Below are 15,402 nucleotides of genomic sequence, written 5' to 3'. Positions count from 1 at the left end.
TCACGCCTCCTTTGCGTCGACGGGAGCGGTGACGGAACCGGAACCGGTACGGCGGGACCGGCGCAGCGGCGGCTTGGCGCCGAGCCGCTTCGGGTCCAGTCCGGACCAGGGGTGACCGCTGGAGAAGAACTTCGTACGGGCCATCAGCGTCATGATCGGCTTGGTGAAGAGGAACACCACGACCACGTCGAGCAGGGTGGTCAGACCCAGCGTGAAGGCGAAGCCCTGCACCTTGCCGACGGTGACGATGAACAGCACCGCGGCGGCCAGGAACGACACGAAGTCGGACACCAGGATGGTGCGCCGGGCGCGCGGCCAGGCCCGCTCCACGGCCGGGCGCAGGGTGCGGCCCTCGCGGATCTCGTCGCGGATGCGCTCGAAGTACACGATGAACGAGTCCGCCGTGATGCCGATCGCGACGATCGCACCGCAGACGGCGGGCAGGTTCAGCGCGAAGCCGATGCCCTTTCCGAGCAGCGCCATGATCGTGTAGGTCAGGATCGCGGACACCAGGAGGCTGACGATGGCGATGAAGGCCAGGCCCCGGTAGTACACGAGCAGGTAGATCACCACGAGGATGAGGCCGATGGCACCGGCGATCAGGCCGGCCTTCAGCTGCTCGCCGCCGAGCGCGGCGGTGACGGTGGTGACGCTGTCCTCGCTGAAGGAGAGCGGCAGCGCGCCGTACGAGAGCATGTTGCCCAGGTCCTGCGCGGACTGCTGGTTGAAGCCGCCGGAGATCTCGGCGTTGCCGCCGGTCAGCGCCTGGCTCACGGACGGGTCGGAGACGACCTCGCCGTCGAGCACGATCGCGAACTGGTTCTGCGGCATCTGCTTGGTGGCCAGCTCACCGGTGATCTTGGCGAACTTGTCGGCGCCCTTGTCGGTGAACTGCATGGTGACGATCCACTGGCCGCGCTGCGGGTCGATGACACCCTTGGCGTCCTTGACGTCCGTACCGGCGACACCGGCGGGGCCGAGGATCCACTTGCCCCAGGCGTCGCCGCGCTTGCCACAGGCCACGGTCGCGTCCTCGGGCTTGGCGCCCTTGCCGGCTGCGGAGCGCTGTGCCTCGTTGGTGCAGTCCAGCGCGGCGAACTTCGCCTGGAGGTCGGCGGCGGCCGCCTCGATGCCCGACGGGGCCGGGGTCGGGGTCGGAGCCTTGTTGTCGTCTGCCTTCTTCGACTCGCTCGCCGAGGGCGAGGGAGTGGCGGTGGCGCCCGGGGCCTTGAGGGCCTCGCTGAGCGCACGGCCCTGGGAAGTGGCGCTGGACGACGGGGTGGCCGAGGCGCCGGGCTTGCCGCTGCTCTCCGCCTTCGGGGCGCCGGAGCTGCTCGCGGAGGGGCTCGGCGTCGCCTCGGGGGCTGCCGGGGCGCCGTCGGCGAAGGCCAGGACCGGGCGGAAGTACAGCTGGGCGGTGGTGCCGACCTGCTCGCGAGCCTGCTTCTCGTTCGTCCCCTTGGGGATGTTCACGATGATGTGGTCGCGGCCCTGCGTCTGGACCTCGGACTCCGACACACCGAGACCGTTGACACGGCGCTCGATGATGCCGACCGCCGTCTCCATGTTGGTCTTGTTGATCGCGTCCGGCTTGCCGGGCTCGCTCTTGGCCTTGAGCGTGATGCTCGTACCGCCCGCGAGGTCGATGCCGAGCCGGGGGGTCGTCTGCTTCGTGAGGAACATCCCCGCGGTGAGCGCCACCATCGCGATCAGGATGATGGCCAGGGCGCGCCCCGGCCTCCCCTGAGCCCCCGTGGGCCGCCGGCCCTTCTTCGGTGCTGCCACCTTGTCGTATCTCCCTGTCCAACCGCCCCACGCCGGGTCAGCGCGCGGACGGCCACGAAAAATGTGTGGTGGGGACCCCTGCCCCCCGCAGAAGTGTCACTGCCGAGGACCGCGCCGGCCGCCGGTCAGGCGCCTGCACGGTCCCCCGCCGCGCGCTACTTCGTGCCGGCCTCGCCGTCGGCCTTGCCGTCCTTGGGCTCGTCGTCCTTCGGCTCATCAGCCTTGGGCTCGTCCTTCTTGCCCAGGTCGAGCTTCGGGGCCTCGTCCTCGGGCTTGTCCGCGTCCTTGTCCAGGGTCAGCGAGGAGGCGTCGTCCGGGACGACCGGCGTGTCGATCGTCAGATCATCACCGGCACCGTGGACGATGCGGTTGTACTCCGCGTCTTCCAGGACGGCGCCGATGGCGTTCTTCGCGTAGATCGCGTGAACACCGGGGGCCACCTCGAGGGTGACGGTGTCGTCGCCGATCTCCTTCACCGTGGCGTACATGCCGCCGATGGTGCGGACACCGGTGCCGGGCGTCATGTGGTCACGCATCTGCGCGGCCGCCTGCTGCTTCTTCTTCGCGGAGCGGGTCATCAGGAACATCGCCCCGATGAGCACGATGAACGGGAGGAGTGTCACGAGATTCACGGGACGGAGATCCTTCGCACGACCGCACGGGAGACGGCCTTTTTCTACGGGGGTGGGCATACCGACCTGAAGGGTCGGCATCGGCGGAGTCTAGGCGAGTCCGCACCGATGGAACAACGCCCAGCATGGCACCGCAGTTCCTGAGCGGGCGAACCTCCGCGCCGTCAGGCCCCGAACAAGCCCTGTTGTCCGCTTGATCCGCTCCCGCCGTGCTGCGGCGGGACGAGTCCCAGGTGGGCCCATGCCGCGGGGGTCGCGACCCGGCCCCTGGGGGTACGGGCGAGCAGCCCCTCCCGTACCAGGAACGGCTCGGCGACCTCCTCCACGGTCTCGCGCTCCTCTCCGACGGCGACGGCCAGGGTGGACAGCCCGACGGGGCCGCCGCCGAACAGCTTGAGCAGGGCTTCGAGCACGGCCCGGTCCAGCCGGTCGAGCCCGCGCGCGTCCACCTCGTACACCTGCAGGGCGGTGCCGGCCACCTCGCGGGTGATCACCCCGTCGGCCCTGACCTGCGCATAATCCCGGACGCGGCGCAGCAGGCGGTTGGCGATGCGCGGGGTGCCGCGGGAGCGGCCGGCGATCTCGGCGGCGCCGGCGGTGTCGATCTCCACGTCGAGGAGGCGGGCGGAGCGGTGAATGACGCGTTCCAGCTCCTCGGGGGCGTAGAACTCCATGTGCCCGGTGAAGCCGAAACGGTCGCGCAGGGGCGGCGGGAGCAGGCCGGCGCGGGTCGTCGCCCCGACGAGGGTGAAGGGCGGCAGTTCGAGGGGGATGGCGGTGGCCCCGGGCCCCTTGCCGACGATCACGTCGACGCGGAAGTCCTCCATGGCCATGTACAGCATCTCCTCGGCGGGCCGGGACATGCGGTGGATCTCGTCGAGGAAGAGGACCTCGCCCTCCTGGAGGGAGGACAGGATCGCGGCGAGGTCGCCGGCGTGCTGGATGGCGGGGCCGGAGGTGATCCGGATGGGCGCGCCCATCTCGGCGGCGATGATCATGGAGAGGGTGGTCTTGCCGAGGCCGGGCGCGCCGGAGAGCAGGACGTGATCGGCGGTGGCGCCGCGCTGGCGGGCCGCCTTGAGGACGAGGTCCAGCTGCTGGCGCACCTTCTCCTGGCCGACGAACTCGCCGAGGTCCTTGGGGCGCAGGGCCGCCTCGACGGCGGTGTCCTCGCCGTCCGCTGCCGCCGCCACGATCCGGTCGTCGCTCTCGTCATCCCAGTTCACGCTGTCAGTCTGCCTTCTCGGTTCGTACGGTGGTCTCTGCCGGGCCGCCGGTGCCCTGCGGGGGCTGCTCCCCTCCCCGCCCTTGTCCCATTCACCGGGCTGCGCCCGGACCCCGCCGGTGCGGCGCCGCTGCGGGGGCCCCCGCACCCCCGCGCCTCGAACGCCGACGGGGCCGGATTTCCCACCGCGCGGGGCCGGAAGATCCAGCCCCGCCGGCTTTGAGGCGCGGGTCTGGGGCGGAGCCCGGGGAACGGAGGAAGGGCGGGGCGGGAGAAGCTCCGCGCAGCGGTACCCGGCCCGGTGTCGTCGAGGTCAGCGGGCTCGGTTCAGGGACTGGAGGGCCGCCCGGAGGAGCTGGGGGACGGGGGCGGAGCCGCCGGCCGCGATGGCGGCCTCCGCCTGCGGGGTCACCGCCGAGACCGCCTCCTCCGCCTCCCGGGAGGCGTACCCCAGGCCGATCAGGGCCGCAGAGAGCTGCTCCGTCCAGGGAGCCGGCCCGGAGCTCGCGGGGGCACGCTGCGCGCCCACCAGCGGCGCGCCCAGCTTGTCCTTCAGCTCCAGCAACAGCTTCTGCGCGCCCTTCTTGCCGATGCCGGGTACCGCCATCAGGGCCTTCTCGTCCCCCGTCCCGACGGCCGTCCGCAGCGCGTCCGGACTGTGCACCCCCAGCATCGCCTGCGCGAGCCTCGGACCCACCCCGCTCGCCGTCTGCAGCAGTTCGAAGACCTGCCGCTCGTCGTCGTCGGCGAAGCCGTACAGCGTCAGCGAGTCCTCCCGTACGACCAGAGACGTGGCCAGCCGCGCCGTCTCCCCCATCCGCAGGCCGGCGATGGTGTTCGGGGTGCACTGCACGGCCATGCCCACTCCCCCGACCTCGATCACGGCCAGGGTGGGGGCAATTGCGGCGACCGGGCCGCTGACGAAGGCGATCATGAGGGGCGGCCTTTCGAGGCGTGCAGGGCGACCGCCTGCTGGAGGCGGTTGTGGGCGGGGGCCCGCCAGATGTGGCAGATGGCGAGCGCGAGGGCGTCCGCGGCGTCGGCCGGCTTGGGCGGGGCGGAGAGCCGCAGCAGCCGGGTCACCATCGCCCCGACCTGCGCCTTGTCGGCCCGGCCGGAGCCGGTGACGGCGGCCTTGACCTCGCTGGGGGTGTGCAGGGCGACCGGTATCCCGCGGCGCGCCGCGCACAGCATGGCAACGGCGCTCGCCTGGGCGGTCCCCATCACCGTGCTGACGTTGTGCTGGCTGAACACCCGCTCCACGGCGACGACTTCGGGCTGGTGACTGTCCAGCCACTCCTCGATGCCGCGCTCGATCGCGACGAGCCGGTGCCCCAACTCCGCGTCCGCGGGTGTCCGTACGACCCCCACCGCGAGCATCGTCAGCGGACGGCCGGCGACACCCTCGACCATGCCGACACCGCACCGGGTCAGCCCCGGGTCCACGCCGAGTACGCGCACGCCCCCCACCCTCCTTCGACATCCAGTGCGTGCAGGCTAACCGGTGGCACTGACAAAGCGGCGGGCCGACGGGGTGTGTTCCCGCCGGCCCGCCGCTGATGCCCGATCAGGCGTCGACCTTCTCCATGACCTCGTCCGAGACGTCGAAGTTGGCGAAGACGTTCTGCACGTCGTCGCTGTCCTCCAGCGCGTCGATCAGCTTGAAGATCTTGCGCGCGCCCTCCTCGTCCAGCTCGACCTGCATGGTCGGCAGGAAGTTGGAGTCGGCCGAGTCGTAGTCGATGCCCGCCTGCTGGAGCGCGGTGCGGACCGCGACCATGTCGGTGGCCTCGCTGATGATTTCGAAGCTGTCGCCGAGGTCGTTGACCTCTTCGGCACCGGCCTCGAGCACCGTCTCCAGGACGTCGTCCTCCGAGAGCTCGCCCTTGGGCAGCAGGACGACACCCTTGCGGTTGAACAGGTACGAGACCGAGCCCGGGTCGGCCATCGAGCCGCCGTTGCGGGTCATGGCGACGCGCACGTCGGACGCGGCACGGTTGCGGTTGTCGGTGAGGCACTCGATGAGCACCGCGACACCGTTCGGACCGTAGCCCTCGTACATGATCGTCTCGTAGTCGGCGCCGCCGGCCTCGAGGCCGCCGCCGCGCTTGACCGCGGAGTCGATGTTCTTGTTCGGGACCGAGCTCTTCTTGGCCTTCTGGATGGCGTCGAAGAGGGTCGGGTTGCCGTCGACGTCGGCACCGCCCATACGGGCCGCGACCTCGATGTTCTTGATCAGCTTCGCGAAGAGCTTGCCGCGCTTGGCATCGATCACGGCCTTCTTGTGCTTCGTCGTAGCCCATTTAGAGTGGCCGGACATCCGCCTGTCTCCTTCGCGTAACCAACAGAGTTCACCTCAGATCCTACCGGGACCTGATCAGAGCCCCGCGCGCACCATGTCGACGAAGTACGCGTGGACTCGGTCGTCGCCGGTCAGCTCGGGGTGGAACGAGGTGGCCAGGACGTTGCCCTGGCGCACGGCGACGGTGTGGCCCTCGTACGAGGCGAGCACCTCGGCGGAGGCTCCGACCGACTCGACCCACGGGGCGCGGATGAAGACGCCCTCGACGGGGCCGCCCGCTATGCCGGCGAAATCGATCTTCGCTTCGAAGGATTCGTTCTGGCGGCCGAAGGCGTTGCGGCGGACGATCATGTCGATGCCGCCCAGCGTCTCCTGGTCCTCACGGCCGTCGAGCAGCTTGTCGGCGAGCATGATCATGCCGGCGCAGGTGCCGTACACCGGCATGCCGGCCCGCACGCGTTCGCGCAGCGGCTCGAGCATGCCGAACAGGACGGCGAGCTTCGACATCGTCGTCGACTCGCCGCCGGGGATTACCAGGGCGTCGACCTCGGCGAGCTCCTCGGGACGCCGGACCGGCCTGGCCACGGCGTCCGCCGCGGCCAGGGCGATCAGGTGTTCCCGCACGTCGCCCTGGAGGGCCAGGACACCGATGACGGGGTTGGTCATGGTGATTACCAGCCGCGGTTGGCGTAGCGCTCGGACTCGGGGAGGGTGTCGCAGTTGATGCCGACCATGGCCTCGCCCAGGTTGCGGGAGGCGTCCGCGATGATCTTCGGGTCGTCGTAGAAGGTGGTGGCCTTCACGATGGCGGCGGCGCGCTTGGCCGGGTCGCCCGACTTGAAGATGCCGGAGCCGACGAAGACGCCCTCGGCGCCGAGCTGGCGCATCAGCGCGGCGTCGGCCGGAGTGGCGACGCCACCGGCGGAGAACAGCACCACCGGGAGCTTGCCGAGCTCGGCAACTTCCTTGACGAGCTCGTACGGGGCGCGCAGCTCCTTGGCGGCGGCGAACAGCTCGTTGTTGTCGTAGCCGCGCAGGCGGGCGATCTCGTTCTTGATCTGGCGCAGGTGGCGGACGGCCTCGACGACGTTGCCGGTGCCGGCCTCGCCCTTGGAGCGGATCATGGCCGCACCCTCGGCGATGCGGCGCAGGGCCTCGCCCAGGTTGGTGGCACCGCAGACGAAGGGGGTCGTGAACGCCCACTTGTCGGAGTGGTTGACCTCGTCGGCCGGGGTCAGGACCTCGGACTCGTCGATGTAGTCGACGCCGAGGGACTGCAGGACCTGGGCCTCGACGAAGTGGCCGATGCGGGACTTGGCCATGACCGGGATGGAGACGGCCTCGATGATCTCTTCGATCATGTTCGGGTCCGACATGCGCGCGACGCCGCCGTCCTTGCGGATGTCGGCGGGGACCCGCTCGAGGGCCATGACGGCCACGGCGCCGGCGTCCTCGGCGATCTTCGCCTGCTCGGCGTTGACCACGTCCATGATCACGCCGCCCTTGAGCTGCTCGGCCATGCCGCGCTTGACGCGGGAGGTGCCGATCGCGGACTCAGCGGACTGCGGGGTGGAGGGAAGCGTGCTCACGGATTGACCTCACTCGAAGGGAAGACGGGCCTGCAGTGGTACACCGCACAACTGCTGCGGTGGTACTCCGCCGAGCAAACCGCCCCCGACCAGTCCACCGCAAGGGCCAATGAGGAGCCGGTGGCCTCTTTCAAATTGGCCTTTGGGTACAACTAGGGCCCGCCGGGGCCCCTAGGGCCGGTCGGCAAGATCCACCGGAGGCTCGTCGTCCATTTCGAACGCGAGCGGGAACGGGGCGTGGCCGGCCAGCCGGAACCAGCGCACCTTGCGGTGGCGCCGCAGCGCCCGGGCGGCCCGTACGGCGTCGTTGAGGAACCGCCGCGCCATGGGCACCCGGCGGACGGCGGCGGCCAGCTCCTCGGCGGCCGCCTCGCCCCCCGGGGCGGCCTTGAGCACCTCGACCTGGGCGGCATCGGAGAACACCGCGCGCAGCGCCTGGCTGAGCTCGCTCTCGGCGACCTCGCGGTGCTCCTCCTCGGCCTGGCGGGCGGCGTGGGCGGCCTCGTACAGGACGATCGAGGAGGCGGGGTCGAGCGCTCCGGAGGCGGCCACCTCGATCACCACCGAGGCGCGCCGTACGAGCTGCGCGTCGAGGGCGGCGCGGGCGGCGTCCATCCGCGAGTGCAGCCGGTCCAGCCGTCCGGCGGTCCAGCTGAGGTAGACCCCGATGACGCCGAGCGCCAGGGCAGTCCAGACAAGGGTTTCGATCACGGCCCGCGACAATACCCCCTCCCCGCGCACGCGCCCTTCGCGCGGGTCGGCCCTTGCGGGCCTCCCCGGCTTCGGCGCGCTGCGGGGGACTCCGTCCGTCGGCGCCGGGCCCGGGAGTGGCTCGGGGATGCGCCCGTCAGGCCGACGGGTCCCGGGTGAGGCCGAGGCGGGTGCGCAGGGGGACGCGCTCGTCCGTGGCCACCGCCGCCGCGCCGTCCGTCACGGTCTCGTACACCGCGAGGATGTCCGCGCCGACCGTCGACCAGTCGAAGCGGCGTACGTGCGCCGAGCCGCGGGTGCTGAGCTCCGCCCGGCGGGCCGGGTCGCGCAGCAGGGCCACGGCGCCGGCGGCCAGCGCCTCCGCGTCCTCGTTGGTGAACAGCTCCCCCGCCGCCCCCTGGTCCAGGACCTGCGCGAACGCGTCCAGGTCGGAGGCGAGCACCGCGGCCCCCGCCGACAGCGCCTCGACGAGGATGATGCCGAAGCTCTCGCCGCCGGTGTTCGGGGCCACGTAGACGTCGACGCTGCGCAGCAGCCGCGCCTTGTCCTCGTCGGAGACCATGCCGAGGAACTCGACCCGCGCCCGCAGGGCGGCGGGCAGGGAGGCCACCGCCTCCTCCTCGTCACCGCGGCCGGCCACGAGGAGCCGTACGTCCGGGCACTCCTCCACGATGCGCGGGAAGGCCGCCATCAGCACCGGCAGGCCCTTGCGGGGCTCGTCGATCCGGCCGATGAACCCGAGGGTCTGTCCGGACCAGGCCGGATTCGGCTCGGCCTCGGCGAAGAAGTCCACGTCGACGCCGTTGGGGATCACGACCGCGTCCCCGCCCAGGTGCTCGACCAGCGTGCGCCGGGCGTACTCGCTCACCGCGATCCGCGCGCTGATCTTCTCCAGCGCCGGCTGCAGGATCGGGTACGCCGCGATCATGGCGCGCGAGCGCGGGTTCGAGGTGTGGAACGTGGCCACGATCGGGCCCTGCGCCGCCCAGCAGGACAGCAGCCCCAGCGAGGGCGAGGTCGGCTCGTGGATGTGGATCACGTCGAAGACGCCGTCGTGCAGCCAGCGGCGCACCCGGGCCGCCGACAGGAAGCCGAAGTTCAGCCGGGCCACCGACCCGTTGTACGGCACCGGCACCGCCCGCCCCGCCGAGACCACGTAGGGCGGCAGCGGCGTCTCGTCGTCCGCCGGGGCCAGCACCGAGACCTCGTGGCCGAGGCGGATCAGGTGCTCGGCGAGGTCCCGGATGTGGAACTGGACGCCGCCGGGCACGTCCCACGAGTACGGGCAGACAATGCCGATCTTCACGCGGAGCGCTCCTCCAGGTCGTCCAGCCACAGCCGCTGCAGCATGTGCCAGTCCTCCGGGTGCTCGGCGATCCCCTCGGCGAAGGCATCGGCGAGCGCCTGGGTCATGACGGCCGTCTGCTCGGCCCGGGTGCCGGTCCTCGGCACCGCCACCTCGGGGTGGATCCGGCCGTACATCTTCGGCGATTCCCCGTAGTGCAGGGTCGCCGGGAGCAGCACCGCCCCCGTCTGCTGCGCCAGCAGGGCCGGCCCGGCCGGCATGCGCGCCGCCGAACCGAAGAAGTCCACCTCGACCCCGGAGGCCGACAGGTCGCGGTCCGCGACCAGGCACACCAGGCCGCCGGAGCGGAGCCGGCGGGCCAGGGTCCCGAAGGCGGCGCCGCCACTGTGCGGCAGCACCTCCATGCCGAGGCTCTCCCGGTAGGCGACGAAGCGGTCATAGAGGGACTCCGGCTTGAGCCGCTCGGCAACCGTGGTGAACGGGACGCCGATGTGGCCGATGGCCCATGCTCCGGCGAGATCCCAGTTGGCCAGGTGCGGCAGGGCGACCACGACCCCGCGCCCGGAAGCGAGCGCCTCGCGCAGGAGGTGCTCGTCCTTGAACTCGACGTCCGTGCCGAAGCGCTTCGGGTCCATCGTCGGCAGCCGGAAGGATTCCATCCAGTAGCGCATGTACGAGCGCATGCCGGCCTGCGAGAGCTCCCGCAGCCGCTCCGGCCCGGCCTCCGGCACGACTCGGGCCAGGTTCGACTCCAGCCGCAGCACGCTCTTGCCGCGCCTCTTCCACGCATAGTCGGCGATCCGGCGGCCGAGGGCCACCGCGGCCGGCTCCGGAAGCTTCTTTACCCCGGCCCAGCCGAGCCCGTACAGGCCGTCGACCAGCTTGTCCTGTGCCCGGCCCATCAGGCCGTGCCGCCCTCGGCCACGGCGGCCTCCGCGTCGGCCTCCGCCGCCTCACGGCGTACGGTGACCACCCGCTGGATCAGCGTGACCAGCGAGCCCACGGCCACGACCCACAGGGCGATCGGCAGCAGCACCCCGATCCAGGACGGCACCCCGAAGGTCTCCAGCCCGGACAGACCGGCCGCGACCAGCGAGATCACCAGCCGCTCGGCGCGCTCGATGAGCCCGTTGACGGCGACCGGCAGCCCGATCGACTCGCCGCGGGCCTTGGTGTACGAGACCACCTGGCCGCTGGCCAGGCAGAAGATCGCCACCGCGCACAGCACGTTGTCGTTCCCGTTGCCCGCGTACCAGAGCGCGAGGCCGCCGAAGATCGCCGCGTCGGCCACCCGGTCGAGCGTCGAGTCGAGGAAGGCGCCCCAGCGGCTGGAGACCCCCGCCTGGCGGGCCATGTTCCCGTCCACCAGGTCGGAGAACACGAACAGGGTGATGGTGATCGTGCCCCAGAAGAACTCCCCCCGGGGGAAGAAGACCAGCGCTCCCGCCACCACTCCGGCCGTGCCGATCAGGGTGACCGCGTCCGGGCTCACCCCCCGCCGGAGGAGAAAAGCGGCGAATGGCGTGAGAACACGCGTGAAGAATGCACGCGCGTACTTGTTCAGCATGGCCTTCCCAGAGGGTCGCTGGGCCGCACGGCCACATCGGCCACCGGCTGGCCCATCGTAGCCAGCGCCCCGGGCCGCCACTGCCGCGCACCCACCGGTTCGCGCCAGCCGGTCGCCGGTCCGTGCCCGCGACACGCTCCGGACAGCGCGGGGTACTACGTATGGACGCAGTGTGACGCCAGTGCAAAGCTCGAAGGACCCCGATCAACCTCCTCACCGTCACACCGGGAGGCACGAGCACCATGGGAGCCACATCACACCAAGCCGGAGCCGCCGGCAGGGCACCGACGGCCGACCGGCCGTCGTCCGTACGGAACGTCGTGCTGGTCGGCCACAGCGGAGCCGGCAAGACCACGCTGGTCGAGGCCCTCGCGCTGACGGCGGGCGCCGTCAACCGGGCCGGCCGGGTCGAGGACGGCACCGCCGTCTCCGACTACGACGAGATCGAACACCGGCAGCAGCGGTCCGTACAGCTGTCCCTCGTCCCCGTCGAATGGGGCGGAATCAAGATCAACATCCTGGACACCCCCGGATACGCCGACTTCGTCGGCGAGCTCAGGGCCGGTCTGCGCGCCGCCGACGCGGCCCTCTTCGTCGTCTCCTCCTCCGACGGCATCGACGGCGCCACCCGCATGGTCTGGGACGAGTGCGAGGCCGTCGGCATGCCCCGCGCCATCGTCGTCACCCATCTGGAGGCCGCCCGGGCCGACTATGCGCAGATGACCACCGTCTGCGGCGAGATCTTCGGGGCCGACGACCCCGACGCCGTCATCCCGCTCTACCTGCCCCTGTACGGGCCTCCCGGGCCCGACGGGCACGCGCCGGTCGCCGGCCTCCTCGGCCTGCTCTCCCAGCGCGTGTACGACTACACCTCCGGGGAGCGCGTGGAGCGCGACCCCTCGCCCGACGAGCTCGCCCGCATCGCCGACGCCCGCTCCCGCCTCATCGAGGGGATCATCGCGGAGAGCGAGGACGAGAGCCTCATGGACCGCTACCTCGGCGGCGAGGAGATCGACATCAAGACACTCGTCGACGACCTCGAGCGCGCCGTGGCCCGCGGCACCTTCCACCCCGTCCTGATGGCCGCCCCCGCCACCGACGGCGCCCGCCAGGGCCTCGGTACCGTCGAGCTCCTGGAACTGGTCACCGGCGGCTTCCCCACCCCGCTGGAGCGCGCCGCCGTCGCGGTCACCGCCCCGGACGGCGCCGACCGCCCGGCCGTCACCTGCGACCCCGACGGGCCCCTCGTCGCCGAGGTCGTCAAAACCTCCTCCGACCCCTACGTCGGCCGCGTCTCCCTCGTCCGCATCTTCTCCGGCACCCTGCGCCCCGAGGAGACCGTGCACGTCAGCGGCCACGGACTGGCCGAGCGCGGGCACGAGGACCACGACGTCGACGAGCGGATCGGCACCCTCACCTCCCCCTTCGGCAAACAGCAGCGCACCCTCACCCAGGCCATCGCCGGCGACCTCGCCTGCGTGGCCAAACTCACCCGCGCCGAGACCGGCGACACCCTCTCGGCCAAGGACCGGCCCCTGCTCATGGAGCCCTGGCCGATGCCCGACCCGCTGCTCCCCCTCGCCATCGCGGCCCACAGCAAGGCCGACGAGGACAAACTCTCCCAGGGCCTGGCCCGGCTCGTCGCCGAGGACCCCACGATGCGGCTGGAACAGAACCCGGACACCCACCAGGTCGTCCTGTGGTGCCTCGGCGAGGCCCACCAGGACGTCGCCCTCGAACGGCTGCGCACCCGCTACGGGGTCCAGGTCGACCCCGTCCCGCACAAGGTAAGCCTGCGCGAGACGTTCGGCGCCAAGGCCGCCGGCCGCGGCCGCCACGTCAAACAGTCCGGCGGGCACGGCCAGTTCGCCATCTGCGAGATCGAGGTCGAACCGCTCCCGCCCGGCAGCGGCATCGAGTTCGTCGACAAGGTCGTCGGCGGCGCCGTGCCCCGCCAGTTCATCCCGTCCGTCGAGAAGGGCGTACGCACCCAGGCCGCCCGCGGGGTCGCGGCCGGCTACCCGCTGGTCGACGTACGCATCACCCTCCTCGACGGAAAGGCGCACTCGGTGGACTCCTCCGACGCCGCCTTCCAGACCGCGGGCGCCCTCGCCCTGCGCGAAGCCGCCACCGAGGCCCGCATCCACCTCCTCGAACCGGTCGCCGAGCTCGCCGTCCTCGTCCCCGACGAGTACGTCGGACCCGTCATGAGCGACCTCGCCGGCCGCCGCGGCCGCGTCGTCGGAACCGAACAGGCCGGCCCCGGCCGCACGTCCGTCCGCGCCGAGATCCCCGAGATCGAGATCGGCCGGTACGCCGTCGAACTGCGCTCCGTCTCGCACGGCACGGGCCGCTTCACCCGCGCCTACGCCCGCCACGAACCCATGCCGCCCCAGATCGCCGACAAGGTGCGGGAACAGGCCGAGAAGGGAACCTGACCGGCAGGGCGCCAGGCGCCCTTGGAAAGCCGCCCACCCAACCCGCTTGCGGTGGGCGGCATTTCCCTGTCCCATGACCACGGGACGAGATACGCCGATAGGCTCATCTGCGCGGCAAAAGAGCACAACGCACAGCGATGGGGGCAACGGTGGCGGACGACGGATTCGACTTCAGGCCCGGGGCGCAGATCCCCTTGCAGGGGGCCGGCGGCCAGACCGCGGCGACCAACGCCCTCGCCTCGGCCGCATACCGGGACGGCGGCAAGGACAGCAAGCTGTCGGACATACTCAAGGCCGACAACGAGTACCACAAGTCGACGATCAAACCCCCCAAGATCTCGCTCTTCGAACCCAACCTGGGCGAGGCCTTCTGCCGCGCCGTCGAGGCCCGCGCCCTCGCCTCCGGCCGCAAACCGCTCATCCAGTCCTTCGGCCTGGATCCGCAGACCGTCGTCGAGCACTGCCTGGCCGCCTCCCGCATCCGCAAGGAGCGCGACCGCAAGCTGCGCATGATCATGCTCGTCGCCGGGGTGCTGTTCCTGCCCGGCCTGCTGCTCTGGCTGGGCCTGTTCCAGCTCCGCAAGACACTGGCCAAGGGTGACGGCAAACGCTCGTCCTGGCTGGGCACCCTGCTGCTCGTCGGCGTCGCCGTCGTGGTGGCCGTGCTCATGTTCCGGCTGCCGTTCACCGGCTTCCTCGGCCTCTACCTGCGCGGCATGATCATCGTCCCCGTCGCGGGCTGGCTCCTCGCCCGCCGGATCTGCGAGGCCACCGCCGCCGACCTGCGCTCCCGCTGGGACGGTCTGCTCGCCGGCGACGGCATCGGCGCCAAGATCCCGGAGGCGGTCCCCGGCAACCCCGACGAGAAGGCCCGCGAGGACCTGCGGCTCTCGCTCGCCAAGCTCACGGCCGAGGACCGCAGCAACTCCGTCTTCTACGCCGGCCCCAAGGGCATCCTCGGCATGGGCACCCGCTGGGGCAGCTGGCAGATGGCCGAGGAGCTCGCCCCCAAGACCGAAGGCATGGAGATCCACCCGTTCCGCAGCTGGGACGTCATACGCGCGGTCGACACCGAGCTGCGCAAGCTGGAGCGCGGCCCGCTGCACACCGGCGGCCTGCCGCCCGCCTCGATCCAGCACTGGATCGTCACCCCGGTCGGCGAGGGCGCAGCGGAGGTCGCCCGCCCCACCGGCGCCGACGTGGACACCTTCCTCATCAAGCCGCACGAGATCACCCGGATCTGCAACGAGCAGCAGTTCAGCGGCGGCAACCGGCACTACCTCGGCATCCAGTACCCGCTCTGGGACGGCCAGTTGGTGATCACCATGCTGGTGACGGTCACCGTGCTGTACAAGACCCTGCGCGTCGAGGTGACCGGCCACGCACTCGGACCGGTGCACGGCCTGTTCACCACCAAGTCCGCGGCCCCCAAGGTCGAGGTACCGAAGTCCTTCCGGTTCTGGGAGACCGTGGAGCGCACGCTGCCGCTGGTGGACGCCCAGGAAGTGGTCCGCCTCGCCGTCCGCGCCCCGCTGACCTGGTTCCCGCCGATCCTCGACTTCTTCGGCGGCAAGCTGGTCCTGCCCGAGCCCTTCGGCCTGCGCCACGTCTGGGCGGGCCAGCCCTGGCGCCACCGCTTCATGGCCGACGACGCCTTGCGCGCCGCCACCCCCGTCCTGCGGGCGGTGCACGCGGCCGCGATGCGGGTCCTCGAGGAGAACGGCGCCGACATCGACCGCTTCAACAACCGTTCGATGATCGTCAGCGGGCTCGTCCAGGACGCCGCCCCGCGCAAGGCCGACGTGTACGACGCCTAGTGCTCCCGGGGCCGGCCTGCGGCCCCCGGG

Annotated in this window: 14 protein-coding genes; 2 read left to right on the top strand and 12 right to left on the bottom strand. The window is 71.5% G+C overall.

Annotation, left to right across the window (positions count from 1 at the left end):
* From secD to pgsA, 12 genes are all read right to left on the bottom strand, one after another.
* The gene (gene secD, locus IF09_RS0111390; protein WP_030294542.1) at positions 1 to 1,785 is read right to left on the bottom strand and encodes a protein translocase subunit SecD; all 1,785 of its coding nucleotides are present in this window, start codon (positions 1,783 to 1,785) and stop codon (positions 1 to 3) included.
* A 155-nt stretch (positions 1,786 to 1,940) separates the two neighbouring features.
* Positions 1,941 to 2,417 carry a preprotein translocase subunit YajC gene (gene yajC / locus IF09_RS0111385; RefSeq protein WP_030294540.1) on the bottom strand — a complete coding sequence of 159 codons (477 nt, stop codon included), beginning with the start codon at positions 2,415 to 2,417 and terminating at the stop codon, positions 1,941 to 1,943.
* A 164-nt stretch (positions 2,418 to 2,581) separates the two neighbouring features.
* Positions 2,582 to 3,643, bottom strand: a complete 1,062-nt coding sequence (gene ruvB, locus IF09_RS0111380; protein ID WP_030294538.1) for a Holliday junction branch migration DNA helicase RuvB — start codon at positions 3,641 to 3,643, stop codon at positions 2,582 to 2,584.
* A 312-nt stretch (positions 3,644 to 3,955) separates the two neighbouring features.
* Complete coding sequence (gene ruvA, locus IF09_RS0111375) at positions 3,956 to 4,576, bottom strand: Holliday junction branch migration protein RuvA (RefSeq protein ID WP_030294537.1); 621 nt, start codon at positions 4,574 to 4,576, stop codon at positions 3,956 to 3,958.
* A complete protein-coding gene (ruvC, locus tag IF09_RS0111370) occupies positions 4,573 to 5,103 on the bottom strand; it encodes a crossover junction endodeoxyribonuclease RuvC (RefSeq protein WP_030294535.1) in 531 nt (176 codons plus the stop codon). The genes ruvA and ruvC overlap by 4 nt, the downstream gene beginning before the upstream one ends.
* Positions 5,104 to 5,209: 106 nt before the next feature.
* A complete protein-coding gene (locus tag IF09_RS0111365; protein WP_030294533.1) occupies positions 5,210 to 5,962 on the bottom strand; it encodes a YebC/PmpR family DNA-binding transcriptional regulator in 753 nt (250 codons plus the stop codon).
* A 57-nt stretch (positions 5,963 to 6,019) separates the two neighbouring features.
* Positions 6,020 to 6,610, bottom strand: coding sequence for a pyridoxal 5'-phosphate synthase glutaminase subunit PdxT (gene pdxT / locus IF09_RS0111360; RefSeq protein WP_030294531.1), 591 nt, complete (start codon positions 6,608 to 6,610; stop codon positions 6,020 to 6,022).
* A 5-nt stretch (positions 6,611 to 6,615) separates the two neighbouring features.
* Positions 6,616 to 7,533: a pyridoxal 5'-phosphate synthase lyase subunit PdxS gene (pdxS, locus tag IF09_RS0111355; RefSeq protein WP_030294529.1), complete on the bottom strand. Its 918-nt coding sequence runs from the start codon at positions 7,531 to 7,533 to the stop codon at positions 6,616 to 6,618.
* 171 nt (positions 7,534 to 7,704) lie between these two features.
* The gene (locus tag IF09_RS0111350; protein WP_030294527.1) at positions 7,705 to 8,244 is read right to left on the bottom strand and encodes a membrane protein; all 540 of its coding nucleotides are present in this window, start codon (positions 8,242 to 8,244) and stop codon (positions 7,705 to 7,707) included.
* Between the two features lie 136 nt (positions 8,245 to 8,380).
* The gene (locus IF09_RS0111345) at positions 8,381 to 9,550 is read right to left on the bottom strand and encodes a glycosyltransferase family 4 protein (protein ID WP_030294525.1); all 1,170 of its coding nucleotides are present in this window, start codon (positions 9,548 to 9,550) and stop codon (positions 8,381 to 8,383) included.
* Positions 9,547 to 10,452 carry a phosphatidylinositol mannoside acyltransferase gene (locus IF09_RS0111340; RefSeq protein ID WP_030294524.1) on the bottom strand — a complete coding sequence of 302 codons (906 nt, stop codon included), beginning with the start codon at positions 10,450 to 10,452 and terminating at the stop codon, positions 9,547 to 9,549. Before IF09_RS0111340 ends, IF09_RS0111345 begins: the two co-directional genes overlap by 4 nt.
* On the bottom strand, positions 10,452 to 11,117 hold the full coding sequence (gene pgsA / locus IF09_RS0111335; RefSeq protein ID WP_030294522.1) for a phosphatidylinositol phosphate synthase: 666 nt from the start codon (positions 11,115 to 11,117) through the stop codon (positions 10,452 to 10,454). The genes IF09_RS0111340 and pgsA overlap by 1 nt, the downstream gene beginning before the upstream one ends.
* 242 nt (positions 11,118 to 11,359) lie before the next feature.
* On the opposite strand from pgsA, the gene IF09_RS0111330 reads away from it, so the two are divergent.
* A complete protein-coding gene (locus IF09_RS0111330; protein ID WP_030294520.1) occupies positions 11,360 to 13,555 on the top strand; it encodes an elongation factor G-like protein EF-G2 in 2,196 nt (731 codons plus the stop codon).
* 149 nt (positions 13,556 to 13,704) lie between these two features.
* Positions 13,705 to 15,372 carry a hypothetical protein gene (locus IF09_RS0111325; protein WP_030294518.1) on the top strand — a complete coding sequence of 556 codons (1,668 nt, stop codon included), beginning with the start codon at positions 13,705 to 13,707 and terminating at the stop codon, positions 15,370 to 15,372.
* Positions 15,373 to 15,402: the final 30 nt, after the last annotated feature.

It is taken from the genome of Streptomyces katrae (assembly GCF_000717655.1).
In the GTDB taxonomy this organism is placed as follows: domain Bacteria; phylum Actinomycetota; class Actinomycetes; order Streptomycetales; family Streptomycetaceae; genus Streptomyces; species Streptomyces katrae_B.
Note: the sequence above shows the minus strand (reverse complement) of the source record. Positions and strands in the feature narration are given on the sequence as shown.

Excerpts from the sequence above, each read along its gene's own strand:
- pdxT (WP_030294531.1), bottom strand. The coding sequence starts at position 6,610 with ATGACCAACCCCGTCATCGGTGTCCTGGCCCTCCAGGGCGACGTGCGG.
- IF09_RS0111365 (WP_030294533.1), bottom strand. The coding sequence starts at position 5,962 with ATGTCCGGCCACTCTAAATGGGCTACGACGAAGCACAAGAAGGCCGTG.
- IF09_RS0111330 (WP_030294520.1), top strand. The coding sequence starts at position 11,360 with ATGGGAGCCACATCACACCAAGCCGGAGCCGCCGGCAGGGCACCGACG.
- ruvA (WP_030294537.1), bottom strand. The coding sequence starts at position 4,576 with ATGATCGCCTTCGTCAGCGGCCCGGTCGCCGCAATTGCCCCCACCCTG.
- pgsA (WP_030294522.1), bottom strand. The coding sequence starts at position 11,117 with ATGCTGAACAAGTACGCGCGTGCATTCTTCACGCGTGTTCTCACGCCA.
- IF09_RS0111340 (WP_030294524.1), bottom strand. The coding sequence starts at position 10,452 with ATGGGCCGGGCACAGGACAAGCTGGTCGACGGCCTGTACGGGCTCGGC.